This window comes from Tepidibacter mesophilus (assembly GCF_002724055.1).
Classification (GTDB): Bacteria; Bacillota; Clostridia; order Peptostreptococcales; family Peptostreptococcaceae; genus Tepidibacter_A; species Tepidibacter_A mesophilus.
On sequence record NZ_BDQY01000007.1, the window covers coordinates 88,041 to 108,493 of the forward strand.

The 20,453-nt window shown below is 29.4% G+C and carries 24 protein-coding genes; 8 read left to right on the forward strand and 16 right to left on the reverse strand.

Going from position 1 to position 20,453, the window contains the following annotated elements:
* Positions 1-34: 34 nt before the first annotated feature.
* The gene (locus Tmeso_RS06695; protein WP_099189486.1) at positions 35-388 is read right to left on the reverse strand and encodes a carboxymuconolactone decarboxylase family protein; all 354 of its coding nucleotides are present in this window, start codon (positions 386-388) and stop codon (positions 35-37) included.
* Between the two features lie 145 nt (positions 389-533).
* Entirely contained in the window at positions 534-965 is a 432-nt protein-coding gene (locus tag Tmeso_RS06700; RefSeq protein WP_099189488.1) for a MarR family winged helix-turn-helix transcriptional regulator, read from the reverse strand.
* Between the two features lie 409 nt (positions 966-1,374).
* Here Tmeso_RS06700 and Tmeso_RS06705 point away from each other — a divergent pair, with 409 nt between their 5' ends.
* From Tmeso_RS06705 to queC, 6 genes are read left to right on the forward strand one after another with little or no spacing between them, the layout of a single operon-like run.
* Complete coding sequence (locus Tmeso_RS06705) at positions 1,375-2,373, forward strand: 2-hydroxyacyl-CoA dehydratase family protein (RefSeq protein ID WP_099189490.1); 999 nt, start codon at positions 1,375-1,377, stop codon at positions 2,371-2,373.
* Positions 2,374-3,141, forward strand: coding sequence for an acyl-CoA dehydratase activase (locus Tmeso_RS06710; protein WP_099189492.1), 768 nt, complete (start codon positions 2,374-2,376; stop codon positions 3,139-3,141). It begins immediately after the preceding gene.
* Positions 3,141-3,572: a 6-carboxytetrahydropterin synthase QueD gene (gene queD / locus Tmeso_RS06715; RefSeq protein WP_099189495.1), complete on the forward strand. Its 432-nt coding sequence runs from the start codon at positions 3,141-3,143 to the stop codon at positions 3,570-3,572. The genes Tmeso_RS06710 and queD overlap by 1 nt, the downstream gene beginning before the upstream one ends.
* A 1-nt stretch (position 3,573) precedes the next feature.
* Complete coding sequence (gene queE, locus Tmeso_RS06720) at positions 3,574-4,239, forward strand: putative 7-carboxy-7-deazaguanine synthase QueE (protein WP_099189497.1); 666 nt, start codon at positions 3,574-3,576, stop codon at positions 4,237-4,239.
* 5 nt (positions 4,240-4,244) lie between these two features.
* Positions 4,245-4,832, forward strand: a complete 588-nt coding sequence (folE, locus tag Tmeso_RS06725) for a GTP cyclohydrolase I FolE (RefSeq protein ID WP_099189498.1) — start codon at positions 4,245-4,247, stop codon at positions 4,830-4,832.
* A gap of 10 nt (positions 4,833-4,842) precedes the next feature.
* Positions 4,843-5,541: a 7-cyano-7-deazaguanine synthase QueC gene (queC, locus tag Tmeso_RS06730; RefSeq protein WP_330400314.1), complete on the forward strand. Its 699-nt coding sequence runs from the start codon at positions 4,843-4,845 to the stop codon at positions 5,539-5,541.
* 32 nt (positions 5,542-5,573) lie between these two features.
* Here the strand turns inward: queC and Tmeso_RS16810 are convergent, their stop codons facing one another.
* From Tmeso_RS16810 to Tmeso_RS06795, 14 genes are all read right to left on the reverse strand, one after another.
* Complete coding sequence (locus Tmeso_RS16810) at positions 5,574-6,635, reverse strand: response regulator transcription factor (RefSeq protein ID WP_242967887.1); 1,062 nt, start codon at positions 6,633-6,635, stop codon at positions 5,574-5,576.
* A gap of 20 nt (positions 6,636-6,655) precedes the next feature.
* Positions 6,656-7,879, reverse strand: coding sequence for a sensor histidine kinase (locus Tmeso_RS06740; RefSeq protein ID WP_099189502.1), 1,224 nt, complete (start codon positions 7,877-7,879; stop codon positions 6,656-6,658).
* A gap of 289 nt (positions 7,880-8,168) precedes the next feature.
* Complete coding sequence (locus tag Tmeso_RS06745; protein WP_330400315.1) at positions 8,169-8,537, reverse strand: MIP/aquaporin family protein; 369 nt, start codon at positions 8,535-8,537, stop codon at positions 8,169-8,171.
* A gap of 9 nt (positions 8,538-8,546) precedes the next feature.
* On the reverse strand, positions 8,547-8,678 hold the full coding sequence (locus Tmeso_RS17060; RefSeq protein ID WP_330400316.1) for a hypothetical protein: 132 nt from the start codon (positions 8,676-8,678) through the stop codon (positions 8,547-8,549).
* Between the two features lie 59 nt (positions 8,679-8,737).
* Complete coding sequence (locus Tmeso_RS06750; RefSeq protein WP_099189505.1) at positions 8,738-9,895, reverse strand: iron-containing alcohol dehydrogenase; 1,158 nt, start codon at positions 9,893-9,895, stop codon at positions 8,738-8,740.
* A gap of 70 nt (positions 9,896-9,965) precedes the next feature.
* Entirely contained in the window at positions 9,966-10,391 is a 426-nt protein-coding gene (locus Tmeso_RS06755; protein WP_099189507.1) for a GlcG/HbpS family heme-binding protein, read from the reverse strand.
* A gap of 102 nt (positions 10,392-10,493) precedes the next feature.
* Entirely contained in the window at positions 10,494-10,844 is a 351-nt protein-coding gene (locus Tmeso_RS06760) for a glycerol dehydratase reactivase beta/small subunit family protein (RefSeq protein ID WP_099189509.1), read from the reverse strand.
* On the reverse strand, positions 10,844-12,688 hold the full coding sequence (locus tag Tmeso_RS06765) for a diol dehydratase reactivase subunit alpha (protein ID WP_099189511.1): 1,845 nt from the start codon (positions 12,686-12,688) through the stop codon (positions 10,844-10,846). Before Tmeso_RS06765 ends, Tmeso_RS06760 begins: the two co-directional genes overlap by 1 nt.
* Before the next feature lie 25 nt (positions 12,689-12,713).
* Positions 12,714-13,136 carry a diol dehydratase small subunit gene (locus Tmeso_RS06770; protein WP_099189513.1) on the reverse strand — a complete coding sequence of 141 codons (423 nt, stop codon included), beginning with the start codon at positions 13,134-13,136 and terminating at the stop codon, positions 12,714-12,716.
* Between the two features lie 21 nt (positions 13,137-13,157).
* The gene (locus Tmeso_RS06775) at positions 13,158-13,733 is read right to left on the reverse strand and encodes a propanediol/glycerol family dehydratase medium subunit (protein WP_099189515.1); all 576 of its coding nucleotides are present in this window, start codon (positions 13,731-13,733) and stop codon (positions 13,158-13,160) included.
* A gap of 19 nt (positions 13,734-13,752) precedes the next feature.
* A complete protein-coding gene (locus Tmeso_RS06780; RefSeq protein WP_099189517.1) occupies positions 13,753-15,417 on the reverse strand; it encodes a propanediol/glycerol family dehydratase large subunit in 1,665 nt (554 codons plus the stop codon).
* A 557-nt stretch (positions 15,418-15,974) separates the two neighbouring features.
* A complete protein-coding gene (locus Tmeso_RS06785) occupies positions 15,975-16,715 on the reverse strand; it encodes a GGDEF domain-containing protein (protein ID WP_099189519.1) in 741 nt (246 codons plus the stop codon).
* 98 nt (positions 16,716-16,813) lie between these two features.
* Complete coding sequence (locus Tmeso_RS06790; protein ID WP_099189521.1) at positions 16,814-17,383, reverse strand: hypothetical protein; 570 nt, start codon at positions 17,381-17,383, stop codon at positions 16,814-16,816.
* 235 nt (positions 17,384-17,618) lie between these two features.
* On the reverse strand, positions 17,619-18,515 hold the full coding sequence (locus Tmeso_RS06795; protein WP_099189523.1) for an HD domain-containing protein: 897 nt from the start codon (positions 18,513-18,515) through the stop codon (positions 17,619-17,621).
* Between the two features lie 197 nt (positions 18,516-18,712).
* Here Tmeso_RS06795 and Tmeso_RS06800 point away from each other — a divergent pair, with 197 nt between their 5' ends.
* Together Tmeso_RS06800 and Tmeso_RS06805 are read left to right on the forward strand one after the other, a co-directional pair.
* On the forward strand, positions 18,713-19,966 hold the full coding sequence (locus Tmeso_RS06800) for a methyl-accepting chemotaxis protein (protein WP_099189525.1): 1,254 nt from the start codon (positions 18,713-18,715) through the stop codon (positions 19,964-19,966).
* Positions 19,967-20,049: 83 nt separating this feature from the next.
* On the forward strand, positions 20,050-20,331 hold the full coding sequence (locus tag Tmeso_RS06805) for a hypothetical protein (protein ID WP_099189527.1): 282 nt from the start codon (positions 20,050-20,052) through the stop codon (positions 20,329-20,331).
* The last annotated feature ends 122 nt before the right edge of the window (positions 20,332-20,453 follow it).

Consider the following 20,453-nt stretch of genomic DNA (forward strand, 5'->3'; position numbering starts at 1 on the left):
AAGTATCTTCTGCCTTGTATTCAATGCTTAAATATTATTTAAAATCTTTTTCAAATTCATCAATTGAATCTTTTAAAAGTGTTGCACTGTATGCCATGGCAGGTCCCCCACCAAAAGCTACTGATACCATTGCAGCCTCCATAATTTCTTCACGCGTAGCTCCAGCTTCTAAGGCTTTATATGCATGGAACACTATACAATATTCACAACGATTATAAACACCAATAGCTACACTTATTAACTCTTTAGCTTTTGTATCAAGTTTTCCTGGTTTATAAGCTGATCCTAATAATCCCATGAAAGCGTTTACTTGTTCTCCATTAGTTTGACCTATATCTTGTAGTCCTCCCATAAATGCATTCAATAGTTCTCTTGGATTTTTTTTCATTTTTATTCCCCCTATATTTCATTTTAGTTGTTATGCTAACTATTAGCTTAGCAACTTATTATTGTTTAAATTATAACACCACGTATTTAATAAAGCAACACTTTTATCCACAATTTTACAAACTATTGTATATTGAATAATATACTTATTCACTAATTTGTGCATTTTCAACTAATTTATTGAGTACTTTTTTAAATATTTCCATCTCCTCATCAGATATATCTCTGACAATCAAATTACTAAACTCTTCACCAAAAGGTAATAATTCTTCTCTTCTATTCTTTCCCAGTTCAGTTAAGCATATATATGTAATCCTTCTATCTTTTATATCTTTTTCACGCCTAACATACCCTTCTTTTTCCATTCTATCAATTAACCTTACCATAGTAGATTTTTTTATATCCATCTTTTCGGCTAATTCACTTTGATTAATATATTCATATTTACCTAAAAAATATAAAGCTATCCACTGACCTCTAGTAACTTCATAATAGCTTAGCTTTTCATTAAAAACATCCGAAATTTTTTTCGAAACTTTATTTGTTATAAATCCAACGCAATCATCAAGCTTAAACATTCTTTTCCTCCTAACAATATTTATTATTATATTTTATATATTTAACAAATGTATGACATTAAATTTTATTTTATCCGAAAACTAAAAGTTTTAAAACTCCACCTGAATTAAGTTTCACTTTATAATAACATATTTTTATTTTTAATACATTCCAAATCTCCTATAAAAAGTTTTTATTATAGTCTTCCCCCCTTACCTTCTCATCCATTTTTTTCTTAAATATATAAGCTTCCAATTTACTCTTAAAAGTGTTATTATAATTTATACAATGTAAATTAAGACAGTTCGTAACCATCCTGTCTATAAACAAAACTAGGACCAACTTACCGTTTAGGGTGGTTTTTTTGTTTATGGGGCAGTTATGCCCTTTTTTTGTGTCCTTTTTTAAATTATAAGGAGGCTTAACATAGTGAAAAAAATAGGTTTAACAACTACAGTTCCTGTAGAAGTACTCATAGCATCAGGATATACCCCAATAGATTTAAATAATCTCTTTATAACTTCTAAAGACTATTCAACTTATATTGATATAGCAGAAAGAGATGGTTTTCCTAAAAGTATGTGTGCCTGGATAAAAGGAATTTACGGAGCGTGTATAGATAATAATATAAACGAAATAATCGGAGTTATGGAAGGGGATTGTTCTAATACAAAAGCTCTTATAGAAGTATTAGAATTAAGAGGAATTAAAGTATACCCCTTTTCATTTCCACACAGCCACAAAAAAGAAGATGTAAAAAAAGAACTAGATAAGTTCATGGATATTTTTAATGTAAATCTACAAGAAGTTGAAAAAATAAGAACTAGATTAAATAAAATTAGAAACTTAGCTAAGGAAATTGATAAGTTAACATATATAGATAGTAAATCAAGTGGTTTCGAAAACCACTTATATCAAGTAAGTTTAAGTGATTTAAATGGAAATGTTGATACTTTCGAATCTGAACTTAAAGATGTTATTTTTAACATCAAAAAAAGACAACCTCTAAATAAAAAACTTAGATTAGGTTATCTTGGTGTTCCTCCTATGACTGATGATATATATGAATTTGTTCAAAACTTCAATGCATCTTTTGTATATAACGAGGTTCAAAGAGAATTTGCTTTTCCAAGAGCAGACAAAGCTGCAAATATATATGAGCAGTATTATGATTACACCTATCCATATGATACTGAGTTTAGAATCATAGAGTTGAAAAATGAGATTAGCGAAAGAAAGTTAGATGGAATAATACATTATACACAAGCTTTTTGCTATAGAGCAGTTGAAGATATCGTTTTAAAACAAAAACTAGATATTCCTATTCTTAATATTGAAGGAGATAAGTTAAATACTCTTGATGCTAGGACAAAACTTAGAATTGAAGCTTTTCTTGATATGCTGTTGGATTTGAAGGAGGAAAATTAAATGAGAATTTTAGGCATAGATCTTGGAAGCCGAGAAGTTAAAATTACTGTAATGGAAAACAATAAAATAATAAAAAAGCTAAAAGTTAGTACAATGTCTTTTTATAGAGACTATTGCAATTATGATGGTAAAGTTACAGTAGCTTTAAATAAATTAAATATAGATGATATTGATATAGCTGTATCTACAGGGTATGGTAGAAACAATACTGATTTAAATAAATTCACACCTATAAATGAGATAAAAGCGCATGTTTATGGTGGATTCTATCAAACAGGCTTAAAAGATTTTATACTTCTAGATATAGGTGGACAAGATGTTAAAGTTGTCAAAGTTGAAAAAGGAATTACAACAGATTTAGAGCTTAATGAAAAATGTGCTGCTTCATGTGGTAGATATTTAGAAAATATGGCAAATGTACTTGAAATATCTATTGATGATATGAGTAAAGAGTACCAAAATCCAGTAGAGCTAAATTCAACATGTGCCGTATTTTCCGAATCTGAATTAATAGGGAAAATAGCTGAGGGTGTTAGTATAGAAAGCTTATGCGCAGGAGTTAATCATTCATTATATAAAAGATTAAGTCCCCTCTTGACAAAATTTAAAGGAAGAAAATTAGTTTTAACTGGTGGAGTTGCTAACAACGCTGCTATAAAAGAATATTTGAAAAAAGATTATGACGAAGTCATCCAAGTTGAAGACCCTCAATTCAATGGAGCAATAGGGTGCTGCTATTATGGAAGTAAATTTAGGAGGAATTATTAATGTATATATTAAAAGCAGAACACAGTTTTGATAGTGCTCATTTTCTCGCAAATTATGAGGGAAAATGTAGCAATATCCATGGTCATAGATGGAGAGTAGAAATCGAAGTACAATCAGAGTCATTAATTAATGGTGGACAGTTAGATGGTATGGTAATAGATTTTGGAGATTTAAAAAAAGATGTTAAAGAAATAGTAGATTACTATGATCATGCCTTAATAATACAAGAAAATACTATGAGAAAAGAAACTTTACAATGTCTATCACAAGATGGATTTAGAATATTAGAAGTTAAATTTAGACCAACGGCAGAAAACTTCTCATTCTTTTTCTTTAACTATATGAAGGAAAAAGGATACAACGTAAAAAAAGCTACTGTTTATGAAACTCCTACTAATAGCTCTACGTACGAAGAATGTGAGGTGAAGTAGTATGGATTTTAAAGTAGTTGAAAAGTTTGTAAGTATTAATGGTGAAGGTCGTTTATCTGGTCAATTAGCTGTATTCATAAGATTTGCAGGATGCAATTTAGATTGCAGTTATTGTGATACAAAGTGGGCTAACGAAGAAAATGTTGAATACCAATTAATGAATGAGCAAGAAATATATGAATATATAAAATCTACTAAAGTTAATAACGTTACATTAACAGGTGGTGAACCTCTACTTCAAAATAATCTTATAGAATTATTAAATCTATTATCCAAAGATGATAATCTTCTAGTTGAAATAGAAACAAATGGCAGTGTATCTTTAAAAGAATTTATAGATATAAAAAATCCACCTAGATTTACAATGGATTATAAACTACCTTCAAGTAATATGGAAAATAAAATGTTAATTGATAATTTTAAATATTTAACTAAGAATGATACAGTTAAATTTGTAGCCGGTAGTATTGATGATTTAGAAAAATCCAAGTATATAATTGATCAATATAATTTAGTAAATAAAACAAATGTATATATAAGTCCAGTATTTAGCAACATTCATATGGCTGATATTGTTGAATTCATGAAAAAACACAATATGAATAAAGTTACTCTACAAGTACAACTTCACAAAATAATATGGAATCCTAATGAAAGAGGTGTATAAATCCAATGGATATCAATTTAAAAGAAATTGAAAAACACATACGAGGAATTTTAATAGCTTTAGGTGAAAATCCAGATAGAGAAGGTCTAAAAGATACTCCTAAACGTGTTGCCAAGATGTACGCAGAGGTATTCAAAGGGCAATCTTATACAAATCAAGACATTGCAGAAATGTTTGGTAAAACATTTGAAGATGATTTGAGTATACACGAGGATAATAATGATATGGTTTTTATGAAAAACATTGAAATTTTTAGTCATTGCGAACACCATTTAGCTTTAATGTACAATATGAAGGTGGCAGTTGCATATATTCCAAAAGATAAAGTAATTGGCCTTAGTAAGATTGCTAGAATTGCTGATCTTGTTGGACGTAGATTACAGCTACAAGAAAGAATAGGAACGGATATAGCAGAGATTATACAGATAATAACCGATTCTGACGATGTAGCAGTTATTATTGAAGGCGAACATGGATGTATGACAACTAGAGGTATAAAAAAGACTAATGCACAAACAATCACAACTACATTAAGAGGAAAATTTAAAACTGACGCACCTTTACAAAACAACCTAATGATGATGTATAAATAGTATATATGAAATGAAAGGTAAGGTATATTATATGAATATAGAAGTAAATAAAGATAAAGCTGTAGTAGTATTTAGCGGTGGTCAAGATAGTACTACTTGTTTATTCTGGGCAAAGAAAAAATTTAAAGAAGTTATTGCAGTATCATTTGATTATGGTCAAAAGCATAAATTAGAATTAGAATGTGCTAGAGATATATGTAAAAAATATAATATCGAACATCATTGCTTAGATTTGAATCTATTAAATCAACTAGCACCAAATTCTTTAACAAGAACAGATATAGAGGTAGATAAAGATTCTCCTACACAAGGAACTCCTAATTCATTTGTAGATGGAAGAAACTTATTATTTTTATCTTTTGTTGCAATATTTGCAAAGCAAAAAGAAGCAAATCATATTATAACAGGTGTATCTCAAAGTGACTTTAGTGGATACCCTGACTGTAGAGATGTATTCATAAAATCTTTAAATGTTACATTAAATCTATCTATGGATTTTCAATTTGTAATTCATACTCCATTAATGTGGATTGATAAAGCTAAAACTTGGAAAATAGCAGACGATTTAGGTGTACTTGATATAGTTAAAAATGAAACTTTAACTTGCTATAATGGAATTAAAGGCAATGGATGTGGTGATTGCCCTGCATGTAAGTTAAGAAAAAATGGATATTTAGAGTTTAAAAAATTATATAATTTCTACACTTAACAATAAATTCAAAAACAAAATAACACCTACATTTAATTATTTTTATTTCTATACTCTGTAGGTGTTATACCTTCTATTTTTTTGAAAACTTTAGTGAAGTAGCCACATTCATAGTATCCAAGTTCTGATGCTATATTTACTATAGCTATATCTGTATTTTTAAGCATTTTCTTAGCTTTTTCTATCTTATACTTAGTTACATAAGTTGTAAAATTCATTCCCATTTCTTTTTTAAATAGTTTGCTAAAGTAGTAAAGGCTTATATTTGAAATATTCGCTACCTCTTCTAGTAATATTTGTTCTCTGTAATTTTCTTCAATATATTTCAAAGCTGGTTCTATAATCTTATTTGAACATTTTAATCTTTCAATATCATTCTCCTTTGTTTCTGTATCACTTTCTAGTATTTCTTCAAATATTGATATTAACAAACTGCTTATATAAGTAGCAATAGTTTGTATACTTTCAAGAGATTTAAGTTCATAAAAATATTCTTCTTCATTTGACCATTCATTATGTTTAAATCTAAATTTAGAAGCTATTTTCATCATTTTTTCTACAATCAACAGAATTTTCTGCCTAAAATAATCTACATCTTCATTGCTAGCTATAATATAGCTTTCTATAATGCTATTTAGTAAAGCTTTAGCCTCATTTTTATCTTGTGATATAATTTTATCCATTAGCAATAACTCTTTCATTTTAATTCTATTAATATTGATTTTCAAATTATAAAGCTGTATACTTAAGGCCTTTAATAAATTATCGCACTTAACAGGTTTTAAAATATAATCTTTTACTCCCAAAGTTAACGCTTCATGGATTAAATCAAAATCATCATATGCAGTAAGTACAATAATCACAATATCTTCATTTTGATTTCTAATAATTTTTGAAGCTTTTATTCCATCAATACCAGGCATCTTTATATCCATAAATATTATATCCGGCTTTAATTTTGAATTAAGCTCTATTGCCTCTCTGCCATTCTTAGCTTCTCCAACAATTGTTACTTGATCTTTAAATTTTTTCAACATTATTTTTAGTGCTTCGATTTCTAAGATTTCATCATCTACTAACAATATTTTATACATCTCAGATCTCCTATCTATAACTATTGTGGTAAAATAATTTTAACTTCTGTACCCTTATTAATTCTGCTAGTTATATTAATAGAATACCTATCCCCATAATGATATGTCATTCTTTGTTTTATATTATTAATTCCTATTCCACTTGAAGTATTTCTTCTATAATCTTCTTCTTTTCCTAAATTTATTAATTCAAGCATGCTATTTTCAATTCCTATTCCATCATCTTCTATACATATCACTACAGATTTGCCTGCTTCATAAATATTTATTTTTATAATTCCACCATCTTCTTTTAACTCCAACCCATGTATTATAGCATTTTCTACAAAAGGTTGAACAATCATAAATGGAATTTTAACTTTTCTACATTCTGTTTCTATATCAATATAAAATTCTAATCTTGGTCCAAACCTCACTTTCTGAATCTGTAAATATGAAGTTACATAATTAATTACAGTTTCTAATGCTACCATCTTATCTACTTTCTTTAAAGTATATCTAAGAATTTCTGCTAAATTACAGATGACTTCCTGAGTTTTTGGTGCTTTCTCAATTAAAGCCAATGTAGAAATACTATTTAATACATTAAATAAAAAATGAGGATTAACCTGAGATTGTAAAGCCTTTAATTGTGAATATTCCAATTCTTTTTCCATTTGGATTTTAGCTTTTTCAACCTCCATAAACTTAATATTTTTTTCATTAAGTTCCTGCTGTACTATTTTTAAAAGACTCTCATTTACAATATAGTTACTAATATGAAACATCATCTTAGCAATGGACTGAATTTTCCTAAAAGGAATAATCGGTAGTTTTTTATACATTTCCATAAGTTCTTCACCCGTTTTTATATCTGTATCACTTTGAACAACACGTTCTAGCTCTAAAAACTTACTTTCTTCAGTTAAAACCTGTCCTGCCATTAATGCTCCTATATATTGACCCCTTACAATAATAGGTACTGCAAAATCTACTAACCTCATATGACATCTATATATATATGTTTCGCCTTTTCTTGCTGCCTCAAGACCACCTCTTGAATCGCATCTTTCGCATAATTCTCCTAGTCTACTATCACTACGTATAATACTACAAAAATCAGTACGCCCACTGTGATTAGTTATAGGTTTTCCTCTATAATCTACTGTAATAATCGCTAATTCTGTTGCACTTGCAATATCATCCTGTATTTTTTGAAACATTTCAATATCTATAATATTTTCTAACCCAATTAAATAACTCAATATTTTCTCCTTATAAGTAATTTTTTGATTAACATAAAGTACTAAGTTAATTATATTAATAACAAACATAAAAATCAATAAATAGCACTAATGGTATATAATTAATATTTCTGATTGCTTTAAAATAACTATTTTACTAATGAAAAAAGAATCTTCTTGTAATTTAATCAATGCTGAAAAATATATACAAGAAGATTCTCATTATATTACTTAATACATCTAGCTTTTAAAACTTATCCTAAATAATTACTGTGTACAACTAGCTTTAGAAGATTATATTGTAGCTTATTTATGCTATAAATCCTACAACTATAGGTCCTAACCCATCGACCATAGGTGTATTTCCTATTCCTAATATTCCAAAGACTAATATAAAAGTACCAATAACTTCCCCTATGAAATTTGAAGCCGTATCTTTAATCGCTGGTCCTGTACAAAATGCACCAAGCTTTGCACCTTGATCTTCAGTTGCTTCAAAGTGAGGTTTATAGAATATCCAAACTATTACTGCTCCTAAAAAAGCACCTATAAATTGAGCTAAGAGATAAGTTGGTACACTTGACCAAGAAATTGTTCCTATTGTAGCCAATCCTAGTGTTACCGCTGGATTAAAATGTGCTCCACTAATAGTTCCAAAAATAAATACTGGTATAACCACTCCTAAAGCTCATCCTGTTGATATAACAATCCATCCAGAATTTTGTCCCTTTGTCTTATTTAATACTACATTAGCAACTACTCCATCCCCTAAAATTATAAGAATCATCGTTCCTAACATTTCTGCTAAAAAATTTGTCATTATAATCTTCCTTCTATTTTTAACCAACAACTACTTAATTAATAATCTTTTAGTTAGATTTAAAATGCAGCTTTAAATATTGAAACTATGTCTTTTTCGTTCCCTTTTCTCGGATTGCTAAATGCATTTCCATCTTTTAATGCCATTTCAGCCATGTATTCAAAATCTTCTTCTTTAATTCCCATTTCTTTTAAGCTCGCTGGAATTCCAACATCTTGTGAAAGTCTGAACATAGCATCTATAGCTTTTTCAGCTGCTTCTACAACGGATAATCCATCTATGTTTTCTCCCATAAATTCAGCTATATCAGCAAATTTTTGTGGATTTGAGATTAAGTTATATCTTTCTACATGTGGAAGAAGCATAGCATTTGCTACTCCATGTGGCATATCATATAATCCACCTAATTGATGAGCCATAGCATGTACATATCCTAAGTTAGCATTATTGAATGCCATACCTGCTAATAATGAAGCATATGCCATATTTTCTCTAGCTACTAAATTCTCTCCTAAAGCAACAGCTTGTCTTAAATTTTTAGATATTAATTTTATGGATTGTATTGCCGCTGCATCTGTTACAGGGTTAGCATCCTTTGAAACATATGCTTCAACTGCATGAGTTAAAGCGTCCATTCCTGTAGCTGCAGTTAATCCAGCTGGCTTTTTAACCATTAACATTGGATCGTTGAAAGATACTAACGGTAAGTTTCTCCAACTTACTATAACAAATTTAACCTTTTTTTCTGTATTAGTTATAACACAGTGTCTTGTAACTTCACTTGCTGTTCCAGCTGTAGTATTTACTGCAACTATTGGAGGAAGTTGATTTGTTAAAGTTTCAATTCCTGCATAATCATAAAGATCTCCTTCGTGAGTTGCTGCGATACCAATACCTTTACCACAGTCATGAGCACTTCCTCCTCCAACTGTAACTATCATATCACAACCTTCATTATTAAACACCTCTAAACCAGACTTTACATTTGTATCCTTTGGATTTGGTTCTACTTCATCATAGTATGCAACTTCTATTCCTGCTTCACTTAAGTATTTAACAGTTAATTCAACTGCTCCACCTTCCATATTTTTTAAAAATTTATCTGTAACTATTAAGGCTTTTTTTCCTCCTAATATGGTACATCTTTCTCCAACTTTATTTATACATCCAGCTCCCATAAAGTTTACACTTGGTACTAAATAATCATACATTCTCATCTTACAATTCCTCCTAAGTTTTTCATATTTGTATAATTGCTTTCAAAAGATCATTATTTCATGTTAGATACTACTTGTTAAACATATCTAAAGCAGCTTGTGCTATAGCCATATCTTCTTCCACAGTTCCTCCACTTACTCCAACTGCTCCAACAACTTGTCCATCTGCTATTACTGGGAATCCCCCTCCAAATGGCACTATTCTACAATCGTTAGTTAACTGTAAACCATAAAGACTTTCTCCTGGTTGTATATTTGGAGTTACTTCATGTGTTCCTATTTTTAATGCTGCTGAAGTAAATGCTTTATTTACAGCTATATCTACACTTGTTATAAAAGCATCTTCCATTCTGTGCATAAGCATTAAGTTTGCACCTGAATCTACTGCCGCAAATACCACTGGTACATTCATACAAGTAGCTTTTTCTTCAACTGCCGCAGCCATTTCCTTTACTATCTCTAAGCTTAATTCTTTTAATTCATTTAACTTTTTCATAGTTTTTCTCCTCCTTATTTTTCTTCTTCAAATCTCCTCATAGTTCTATCTACATACATCACAAACGTCCTATTTTATCCATAAATAAACGGCTCCCTAAATTTACTTAAAGGATATACCTTTAACCAATCTGCCTGCATTAGCTCCTAAATTTCTAAGATTATTTTCTCCTGATGTTAAATTTGTAACAAATAAGATTTCTCCTCTTTTCAGCTTATTAAAAGTCATTGTTATTTTTCCAGTTTTATCAACGCCTATACCTACAGCTAATCTTGAGTCTTGTGCAGCATTATAACTTAATTCCAAAGAATTGGATTCTTTTTTTTCTTTAACTTCATAAGGTATACCTTCTTCCTCTATTCCAAACAATACATCATTAAAAATTGATATATCCTTCATTTCGAAGGAATAATATATATATATACTTGGTTTCTCATACTTGTAATATTTCATTAGTTCCCTTTCCTATTTTCATTAAAAGCTAATATAAGTCCTGTAGCTACTGCATTTCGAGGTCCCTCTACTCCTCTTATATTACCTCTTCCTGCTACTACACCATACTGAGATAGTGCATCTGTAACTAATTGAGGTACTTCAAAGTCTAGCGATGATCCACCTACTAATACTACAAATTCTATATCTCTAATATTTCCAGTTGGAGATACTATACTTAATGCTCTTAGACAATTAGTAACAAATACTTTCTCTTTCGCAAATCTTCTTATAGTCTTTATTTTTTCCAAGGAATTATTCCCATCTATTGGAACTAGCATTCCATCTTTTAATATAACTACTTTTGCAAATACAGATGGCTCCAATGGATTTTCAAAAAACTCTACAGTACCATCTTCATGTCTTATATGAAATAAACTTTCTACTTTCGCTAAAGGGTATTTCTTAATATCTTCTGCTAAATTAAAATCTTCTAATCCTAATTCCGACTTAATAAGCATAGTTACCATATTTCCAGCACCAGCTAAATGTATAGAAGATATTTGTTCTTGCTTATTTATTATAGATGCATCAGTAGATCCAGCACCCATATCAAGTATTGCAAGAGGTGTGCTACTTCCCGGGGTAGTTAAGGCTCCTCTTATAGCCATATCCGCTTCTACTCCCCCTACTTCTACATCTATATTTAATTTTTCCTTAAGTGTATCAGCAATCATTTGCATCTGAAGTTTGTCAGCCTTAACCATAGCTGCTATTCCTACTGCATTTTCCATAGAAAATTCTTCTGCTAGGCCTCCCTTTACTTTCTGAGGTATAAAGGTATCTACTGCCAGAAGATCTTGAATCTTTATATCAGTTATATTCTGATTAGTAAGTTTAGCCATTACTTGTCTTACATTTTCAAGCATTCCACCTGAATTAGTACCAGCTTCACCTTTTATATCCTGTACAGGAACGCAAAGCTTAATCGCTTCCATTATTTTTTCAGCTCCATATTCAACATCTACCACTTCTTTACGCTTTAGTCCATCTATGTGTATTTTACCTGCTGGAATTCTTTTTTCCTGGACATCTCCTTTAGGTGTTTTTATAACTACGGCAGATCTATTTCCTATAAGTGCTCTAGATATAGGAACTATAAGTTTTGTTTCTTCTGAAGTTAATCCAAATACTGTTGCAATACCATATGGATTACACAAAATTTCTACTACTCCACCTTGCTCTGCTACCTCTACTGCTGCTTTCATTCCTATTGGAACTTTTTCTAGAAGTATCACTTCATCAACAATAGGTATCTTTTTTTCTAATCTATTATTAATTAGAACTCCATCATCTCTTTGAACTATAGCTGCCGTTACATTTATTCCTCTTTTTACTGCTTCATTTATCCTTACAGCAGCCTCTAAGAAATTTATCTTACTCAATATTAAAACTATAAATCGATTGTCTTTATTTGAATTTTCTATATTTAACAAGTCTAGATTTTCTATATATATCGTCTTTCCTATTCCAAGTCCTATTCCACCTGGAGTAGTAGGATTATGTCCTATCATAGTAGATTCTGTTATTATAGTTTCAGTTATAGTTTCCATAGCTACGTCCCCTATAACTGGGGCAGCTTCATTTATTCTTACCAAATCAAGGTCTTTAAGTTCCATAGAAACTTTATATAAAGCTTGTTTTAATGAAGAAAAAACACCTTGTATATTTTCTTGTGTCCCTTTTATCCCTGTGGTCAAAACTATTCCACTAGAAAGGAACTCTACCTTACCATTATTATCTATTTTAGATAACGCAACTTCTGTTGTAGCATTTCCTATATCAACACCTGCAATAATCTTCATATATTTACTCCTTATTCAAAGCTCACTACTCTTTTGCTAATTTTTCTCTCTTCTCATAAACTTCAGCTGCTTCTCTTACAAAATCTGCATTTACTTTTGCACTATATTTGGTTTCAAGTTCTTTAGCTATAGCTAAAAGTTCTTCTTTTGTAGAACGATAAGGTCTCAGAGAGTTGTATATTTCTAATATTCTATCGTCTGGAACTGATATAAGTTCTGAAGCTCTTCTAAAATTTCTAGCAATAGCCTCTCTATTCATTCCCTCAGCTATTTGAGCTTGCATTTCTAATGTTTCCGGTGATATTCTAACGTCTTCGGGTTTAATTTCTCCGCTTAGTACCTTTTCTAAATTTATATCTTCTAACTTTTTTCCTGTTGGAGTTTTAATATATTCAGGTCTTTTAGTAGCCAAAGGATAATCTTGCGGATTCATTTTTATTTGTTCCATAAAGTTTTTCTCCCTTCTAAATTAAATTTCAACTTCTATTTCTACAGGTTTTGCTCCTACCTGTACATGCTTAGTTTCTTTTATATGAAGTAATGCTGCTTTTGCCATAAACTTTGGTCTTGCCATTTGATCGTTCTTAGTTGGAACAGGTGTTGGCGATTCCCCTTTAGCATATTTAGCTGCATTTTTTCCTATTAATCTAAAAATTTCAAGTGTTATCAGTGGAGCTTGTGGAAATAACTCTAAGTTATTCAAAGGAAGTAAGTCCTTTTGATGTATAACAGTTGTTCCTTTTGATTGAATTCCTATACCGATTCCAGAGCCACTTAATTTAGCTGCATCATTAGCTATAAATGAAACATCAGATGTTCTTATCACTCTAACTACACGAGCCTTTAATCCTTCTTCTTCTATACCTGCTATAAGTTCTATTAGAACATCATTATGAGGAAGATTAACTATCGTATTGTTTTGTGACTTATGAAAAGCTGGTGCAATTCCTATAACAACTTCATCTGCTTTTGTTCCAACTTTTGCTTCTCCTGTTTCTATAAGCTGAAGCTGCGGTGCAACATATTTATTTGTTATATTATCCATAATTTTTCACCTCTATCAATTATTGAATATCTTCTGGTTTTATTACATTTTGAATATTTTTAATTTCTTCCCATCTCTCTTCACTCATTCTGTAACCTGTTCCTGGTCCCTTGTAATCATTTATATCGTTAACTGCACTTATAACATCAAAATCTTTATCTAATATAGCAGATGTCTGTAAGTAATCTCCAGTTACCCTTTGCTTAAGCATGTTTAATACGTTATTTGCTACGTCATCAAAGCCATTCTTACTTAATGCTCTAACTATATCAAGACCAGTAATTTTCTTGTTAAGCATCTCTTCTGCAGATTTTAAATCTTCAACCACATTTCTTTCTGGCATATCTTTGCTTCCGTGAGCATAAGTTGCTGCTTCTACTTCTTCATCTGTTATAGCTGGGAACCCTAATTCTTCAAATACAGCTTGTATTGATCTTGCAGCCTTATTTCTTATTGCAATAGTCTCTTCTTCTGATACTGGTCTTAATCCACCATCTACCATTAAGTCTCTTTGAAGAATATTATAGTCATCAAAATCTTCTGCATCAAAATTTGAACCCGCAAACATATTATCATAGTTTGGAACTGCACTATATCCCGAGAATATAAAGTCTGTTCCTGGAAGCATTTGCATAAGTGTTCTTGCAGTTCTTCGTATGTCTGAATGTGAAAATGTTTGATCATTTCCTGATGCAACTTCTATATCTAGCATAGTTGTTATCAAATTCTCAGCAAGTACAGCTCTTATTCCTGAAGGAACTGAACCCGTCATACCAATACAACTAACTGCTCCATTTTGAAGTCCTTGTACTCCTGCTCCTTTTGTTATATAAATACATCTTGCTTCTAAGTAAAGCATTGATTTTCCTTCTGAATATCCCATTAATGCTTCTGAACCTGTACCTGATGTAAATCTCATTTTAAGTCCTCTTGAAGCATAGGCTGATGCTAAAAATGCTTTTGACCATGGAGTGTCATCTCCATCAGTAAATACTGCTTCAGTACCATATACGGAAACTGTTTCTGCATAACTTGTAAGTCCTCTCATACCAAGATCAAGCTCTGTAGCTTCCTCTACTGAACACTGAGTTAAAACTCCTCCACGTCCTACTTGAGAACCTATAAGTATCGCTAATGCATTAAATGGTGCATATCTTACTATTCCAACTGTAGTTTCTTGCTCTGAGAAACCTCTAATACTAGCTTCTGCTGCATCTGCTGCAATTTGTACTGGATTATCTCTTAAGTTTGTAACATGACATTGATTTGATGGAGTTTTTCTAGCTCTCATTTTTTGAAGTGCCATCATCATTTCAACCACATTCATGTGTGATACAACTTCTACTATCTTAGCTGGAGTTATGGATGTTGTTATATTTACAATTTCATCTCTACCAATATTTATATCTACAAGCATTTGTGCAATTTTTAACGAATCTAAACTCATAGATTTTTCAGCCTCTTTTATATTTATTGCATAGTCTGCTATAAATCTATCAATCGTATCAAAATCTTCTCTTTTTATTCCATCAAGTTCTACTACTATTCCATCTTCAATTTTTATAGATGGTTTAGGATCATTAGGACTTTCCATTGCTATTAAACCTTCTTCTGGCCATTCTCCTATAAGGCCATCTTGGTTTACAGGACGTTGTGCTAAAACTTGAAATCGTTTTGATCTCATTTATTATTCCTCCCTTATATTACCTTTAGTTGCTGTCTATTATTTCATTTAAATTGTTACTTTTTTATCTATAATTCAATGATATAACAAAACAATGGAAATACTATCAATTTTTTTTGTCATGTTTTTGTATATTTTTGCTTAATTTTCATTTTACACTTTTTGTTGTATATTTTTGTTGTATATTTTTGTTATTTTTGTACTGTAAAGAGTAAATAAAAAAGATTCACAGATGTATCTGTGAATCTTTTTTATTTACATATATAATTTTGTTCCAATTATTCAATCATATTCTGTCTAATTATTAGGTTCTATAATATTGTTTACAGAAAAAGGCCCATCAATTTTATAATCTTAATCTTTTGATTTTCTAACAATTGTAAGGCCTTTTTTTATTTCTTTTTTTCATTGTACATTTTCTGGTCAGCTGAGTTTATAATGCTGTCAATATATTCATTATGATGGAATTTGCATTCTTCTATGCCATGGCTCACACTTACAACATACAATCTATTTTCTTCATCATTTATTTTCTTGTATTCACCATTTATTTTCTCTCATACATTTTCAGCTTGCTCAATGTCAAGGTTTGCGAAAATTACAAGAAACTCGTCTCCACCCATTCTTATAACAAAATCAGACTTTTTCGTATGTTTCTTAATACCCTTAACAACTGTCATAATAAGCTCATTCCCAGCTTCGTGACCTAATGCATCATTGACACTTTTAAGACCATTAATATCAATAAAACATATACTAATGCCGCCTCCATTGCTAACAATGTCTGTGTATTGTTTATTAAGACTATGCAATCCTGCTCGTCTATTTAAAACCCCAGTCATTTCATCGTATTCAGAAAAACACTTAATTTTCTCTTTGGATATCTTATTCATTGTCATTAGAATCGAGAAAACCATGGATGCTATTGATATAATCAAGAACACTAGTTTTTGATTTTTGAGTATATTTAAAATCAATTCAGAATAGTTATTGTCAAACAAAATCCCATATTTACTATTTTTAGAAATAGCTAAGACTGCTATCCAATTTCCTTCTCCAAATACAATATCTATGTTTTCTAATTTTTTATTTCTAGATGAATCTTTATCTATCTGCATAATACTTGAAAATGTATAAAAACCATTTTCAGTATTTAATGTGCCTTCTTGATTGGCTAATATATAACTCCATTCCTTAGGATATTCATTTTTAAAACTAATGTCTTTTTTCTCATCATACATGAATGCCCATTCTTTATCTTTATTCGTGTTGTAAATCCAATATCCATTAGAATCCACTAAGTAAGCTCACCTATACTATTTTCTGATATGGCTTCAAAATCATCCAATAAATATTTAGCATAATAATTAACAATAACTATGCCTTTAATTTTCCCTTAAGTATCAAATACTGGTGTAGATAATCTCATCATTGGTTTTAAAGGTTGTTCAATTTTATTATTTTCAACATTTAAATCCAATTTTGATATATATATTTGTTTTCTTTTCAAATTTATACTATCTTCAAAATAGTATCTGTCTTTTTTATTTTGAAGTTCTGACTTGTCTACTATATAAGATCCCTTATCAGAATAATTAATCCTTATACTTTCATTACCTGAAATATCAATATAACGTATTTGATCATAAATTTTTTTTCTATCACAGAAAATTTTCCATTGTTTAGCAAGATCTTGATATGCTGTTTCATCTGAAATATATAAACGGAATGAGTCTGATAAAAACAATATATCAGAAATAACACTATCAATCTCTTGTGTGAGTATATTTTTTTTCAATGCTATAACTCTGTTTTCATTTTTTTCTATTTCTTCTTTCTTTAAGTTCATAATATTATATTGAAAAATAGAATATATCAATATAAACACAGAACTCAATATAATAAATAAAATAATACTGTATTTCAACATATACTTCTTTTTAGCTATAAAGCTATTTATATTCATTAGCAACAACTCCTCGAAGTATTACAATAACCCTTTTTTACAGTTTACGGTACACTCACTAATAAATCAAACCATAAGAAATATTATATATATAATATTTCTTATGTCTAAATCAACCGAACGCTATAGTTAATTATTACTAAATGATCATCCGATATTTATATTAATTTTCCTGTATATAAAAAAATTCACAGATATATCTGTGAATTCTTTATATACAAAGAAACTATATAATTTACATATATAATTTTGTTCCAATTCTTCTATCATATTCTGACCAATTACTAGGTTCTGTAATGTCTCTAACTTGCTGTATTTTATTTAGCATTGCGTCAACATAATCTGCGTAATGAACTATAAATGCTTCTTCTGTTTTTGGCACTTTAGGAGAACCATATTCCAGTTTACCATGATGCTGAATTATACAGCTCTTAATTCGCATTTTAAAATCTTCACTGTAAATATCTCCTCCACAGCGAAAAGCCTCTTCTAACATAGTAACCCCCATAACTATATGCCCTTCCATATCCCCACGCATAGTTACAGAAAAAGGACCCTCAATTTTATATTCTTCTATTTTCCCAATATCATGTAACTTAGCTCCAAGAATTGCTATTTCTTTATATCTACAACCATATCTATCAGCCATAATTTTTGCCAAATACATAGAATTTAATGTATGTTCTGCAAGACCGCCTAAATAATTATGATGCTGGCTGAGTCCTCCAATACCTTTTTTGAATTTTTCTAGAAAGTTATTATCATTGAAAAAATATTCATCTAAAGTTCTGCACTCATCACTCTTAAACTCCCCTTCAGATATTCTATTTATTTCATCCATAATATCTGCAATTGGTCTTTCAACACTAGGAAGAAAATCTTCTATATTAAATATCTTTTCCTTCTTAAATTCCTGTACATTAAGAGCACCATCTTTGCTAGCTTTAACTAAAATTACATCCCCTACTTCTAAAACATCTTTACTATCTGGAATATAAGCTTTTACATCCCCTGTTTTATCTCCAATAAAAGCAATAAGATTACCATCTTTTCTAGCAAGTTTTTTTATTATCATAAAACTCGACTTAAAGCTTTCATTATCTTTTATATCTTTAATAAAAATGGTTTTCATATTTTCTTCCTTTCTGCAATAAACTAAAATTTATATGATATTATCTTTTCACTATATATATTTTTTATCCTAAAAATACTTACGTAATTATATTAAGTAAAATATGAAATTTATATTAAAATAATAAAGCTAAATATGATAGAATAAATTTTATAGAACTAAGTAATACAAGTTGAAAAATAAATTGGAGGTGTATTATGTTTAATTCCATTAAGACAAAATTAATATCAGTTTTAGTACTTTTTTCAATATTACCACTTTTCTTATTACAGATTAGCTTAAAAATCGGTATAATCAATAATATTAATAATACTATTTTCATAGTAATGAGTATATGGATTATAATAGGGACTATATTTTCAAGTATAGTCTATAATTATTTTATAAAAAGAGTACATAGTATTGGAGAATTAATGAGGAAATCTGAAAATGGAGATTTAACAGTCAGATCTAATATTCAAACTAAAGATGTAATTGGTTTTTTGTCAAATAGCTTTGATAGTATGATTACAAAAATATCAAATATTATAAGTGATGTAGATAAAATGTCTGTAAACGTATCAGAATCTGTAGAGTTTATAAAAAATTCATCAAATACTACTATAGATATAGCAACAGAAGTTTCTCAAGCTATAGAAGATATAGCAAGTGGAGCTACTTCTCAAGCTATATACGCATCAAATACAATCAATTTAAGCAACGATATGAATATAATGATGAATGAGGTTAATAGTGTAATCGATGAGAGTAGAGATTATTCTAAAATAGCTTTAGAAAACAGTAAAAAAGGTATAATGGTTGTAGACAAATTAGAAAAAAAATCAAATGAAACTGAAGATGCTTCAAGAGAAGTGTCTAATTTAGCATATAAATTAAACGAAAAAATGGGTCTTATTTCTAATATATCTGACTCTATAAAAAAAATAGCAGATCAGACAAATTTACTTTCACTAAATGCAAATATTGAAGCTTCTCGTGCTGGAGAAGCCGGACGAGGGTTTGCCGTAGTTGCTGATGAAATAAGAAAATTAGCTCTAGAGGTAGGAAAATCTTCTGAGGAAATACACAATTTAATTAATCAAATTCAAGAAGAAACAACTGCTACAACTTCTAAAGTAGATGAAATAAGTAATATAGTAAATCAACAAAACACTGCAGTAAAAGGTGCTAGGAATGTATTTAATAGAATAATAGATTCTGTTGAAAATTCAAATGAAAAAATAGAGAATTTATATAAAGTAAATCATAATTTAGAAAATAAGATAAATGAAGTTGTAGATTCAATAAATCAAATTGCATTAGTTGCCCAGCAGTCTGCTGCTTCATCAGAAGAAGTCAGTGCATCAAGTCAAACGCAACTTAACTCTATAGAGGAACTTATTTCTCAAATAGAGATACTAGATACTCTTGCTAACAAAGTTAAATTATCTATACATTCATTCAAATTATAATTTGAATGAATGTATAGTTTTTACCAATATATGTATGATATAATCAAATAGTATTAGATTAGTTATGAGAAAAGAGTGATTTAATGTCTTTAGATAAACTTATATTTGAATTTCCTTATATAATATTATTGATTTTTTCTATATATGGATTATTTAATTTTGAAAAAACTGTCAAATTAGCTTATAAATTTTATCAATCTATAAATATATATAATAAATCTTTTTTATTTACAGACTCTTATTTAAGAATCACTTTAAGAATTTTTTTAATTGTTGGTTTTTTCATGGGAGTAATTGTTACTATAGATTTTATATGTAACTTATTAGGAAGCAATCTTCAAGAAATAATATATTTATTCAGATAATAAATATTACTATTGCTATTACTTTTGATAAATAAAACAATACCATATTTATCATTTTCTACTACCTTAGATAGGGTAATAGACTTATGAAAATATGGTATTGTTTTTTTATATCCAATTTA

Excerpts from the sequence above, each read along its gene's own strand:
- Tmeso_RS06695 (WP_099189486.1), bottom strand. The coding sequence starts at position 388 with ATGAAAAAAAATCCAAGAGAACTATTGAATGCATTTATGGGAGGACTA.
- Tmeso_RS06700 (WP_099189488.1), bottom strand. The coding sequence starts at position 965 with ATGTTTAAGCTTGATGATTGCGTTGGATTTATAACAAATAAAGTTTCG.
- Tmeso_RS06710 (WP_099189492.1), top strand. The coding sequence starts at position 2,374 with ATGAGAATTTTAGGCATAGATCTTGGAAGCCGAGAAGTTAAAATTACT.
- queD (WP_099189495.1), top strand. The coding sequence starts at position 3,141 with ATGTATATATTAAAAGCAGAACACAGTTTTGATAGTGCTCATTTTCTC.
- queE (WP_099189497.1), top strand. The coding sequence starts at position 3,574 with ATGGATTTTAAAGTAGTTGAAAAGTTTGTAAGTATTAATGGTGAAGGT.
- folE (WP_099189498.1), top strand. The coding sequence starts at position 4,245 with ATGGATATCAATTTAAAAGAAATTGAAAAACACATACGAGGAATTTTA.
- queC (WP_330400314.1), top strand. The coding sequence starts at position 4,843 with ATGAAAGGTAAGGTATATTATATGAATATAGAAGTAAATAAAGATAAA.
- Tmeso_RS16810 (WP_242967887.1), bottom strand. The coding sequence starts at position 6,635 with ATGTATAAAATATTGTTAGTAGATGATGAAATCTTAGAAATCGAAGCA.
- Tmeso_RS17060 (WP_330400316.1), bottom strand. The coding sequence starts at position 8,678 with ATGACAAATTTTTTAGCAGAAATGTTAGGAACGATGATTCTTATAATT.
- Tmeso_RS06750 (WP_099189505.1), bottom strand. The coding sequence starts at position 9,895 with ATGAGAATGTATGATTATTTAGTACCAAGTGTAAACTTTATGGGAGCT.
- Tmeso_RS06755 (WP_099189507.1), bottom strand. The coding sequence starts at position 10,391 with ATGAAAAAGTTAAATGAATTAAAAGAATTAAGCTTAGAGATAGTAAAG.
- Tmeso_RS06760 (WP_099189509.1), bottom strand. The coding sequence starts at position 10,844 with ATGAAATATTACAAGTATGAGAAACCAAGTATATATATATATTATTCC.
- Tmeso_RS06765 (WP_099189511.1), bottom strand. The coding sequence starts at position 12,688 with ATGAAGATTATTGCAGGTGTTGATATAGGAAATGCTACAACAGAAGTT.
- Tmeso_RS06770 (WP_099189513.1), bottom strand. The coding sequence starts at position 13,136 with ATGGAACAAATAAAAATGAATCCGCAAGATTATCCTTTGGCTACTAAA.
- Tmeso_RS06775 (WP_099189515.1), bottom strand. The coding sequence starts at position 13,733 with ATGGATAATATAACAAATAAATATGTTGCACCGCAGCTTCAGCTTATA.
- Tmeso_RS06780 (WP_099189517.1), bottom strand. The coding sequence starts at position 15,417 with ATGAGATCAAAACGATTTCAAGTTTTAGCACAACGTCCTGTAAACCAA.
- Tmeso_RS06790 (WP_099189521.1), bottom strand. The coding sequence starts at position 17,383 with ATGAATATAAATAGCTTTATAGCTAAAAAGAAGTATATGTTGAAATAC.
- Tmeso_RS06795 (WP_099189523.1), bottom strand. The coding sequence starts at position 18,515 with ATGAAAACCATTTTTATTAAAGATATAAAAGATAATGAAAGCTTTAAG.
- Tmeso_RS06800 (WP_099189525.1), top strand. The coding sequence starts at position 18,713 with ATGTTTAATTCCATTAAGACAAAATTAATATCAGTTTTAGTACTTTTT.
- Tmeso_RS06805 (WP_099189527.1), top strand. The coding sequence starts at position 20,050 with ATGTCTTTAGATAAACTTATATTTGAATTTCCTTATATAATATTATTG.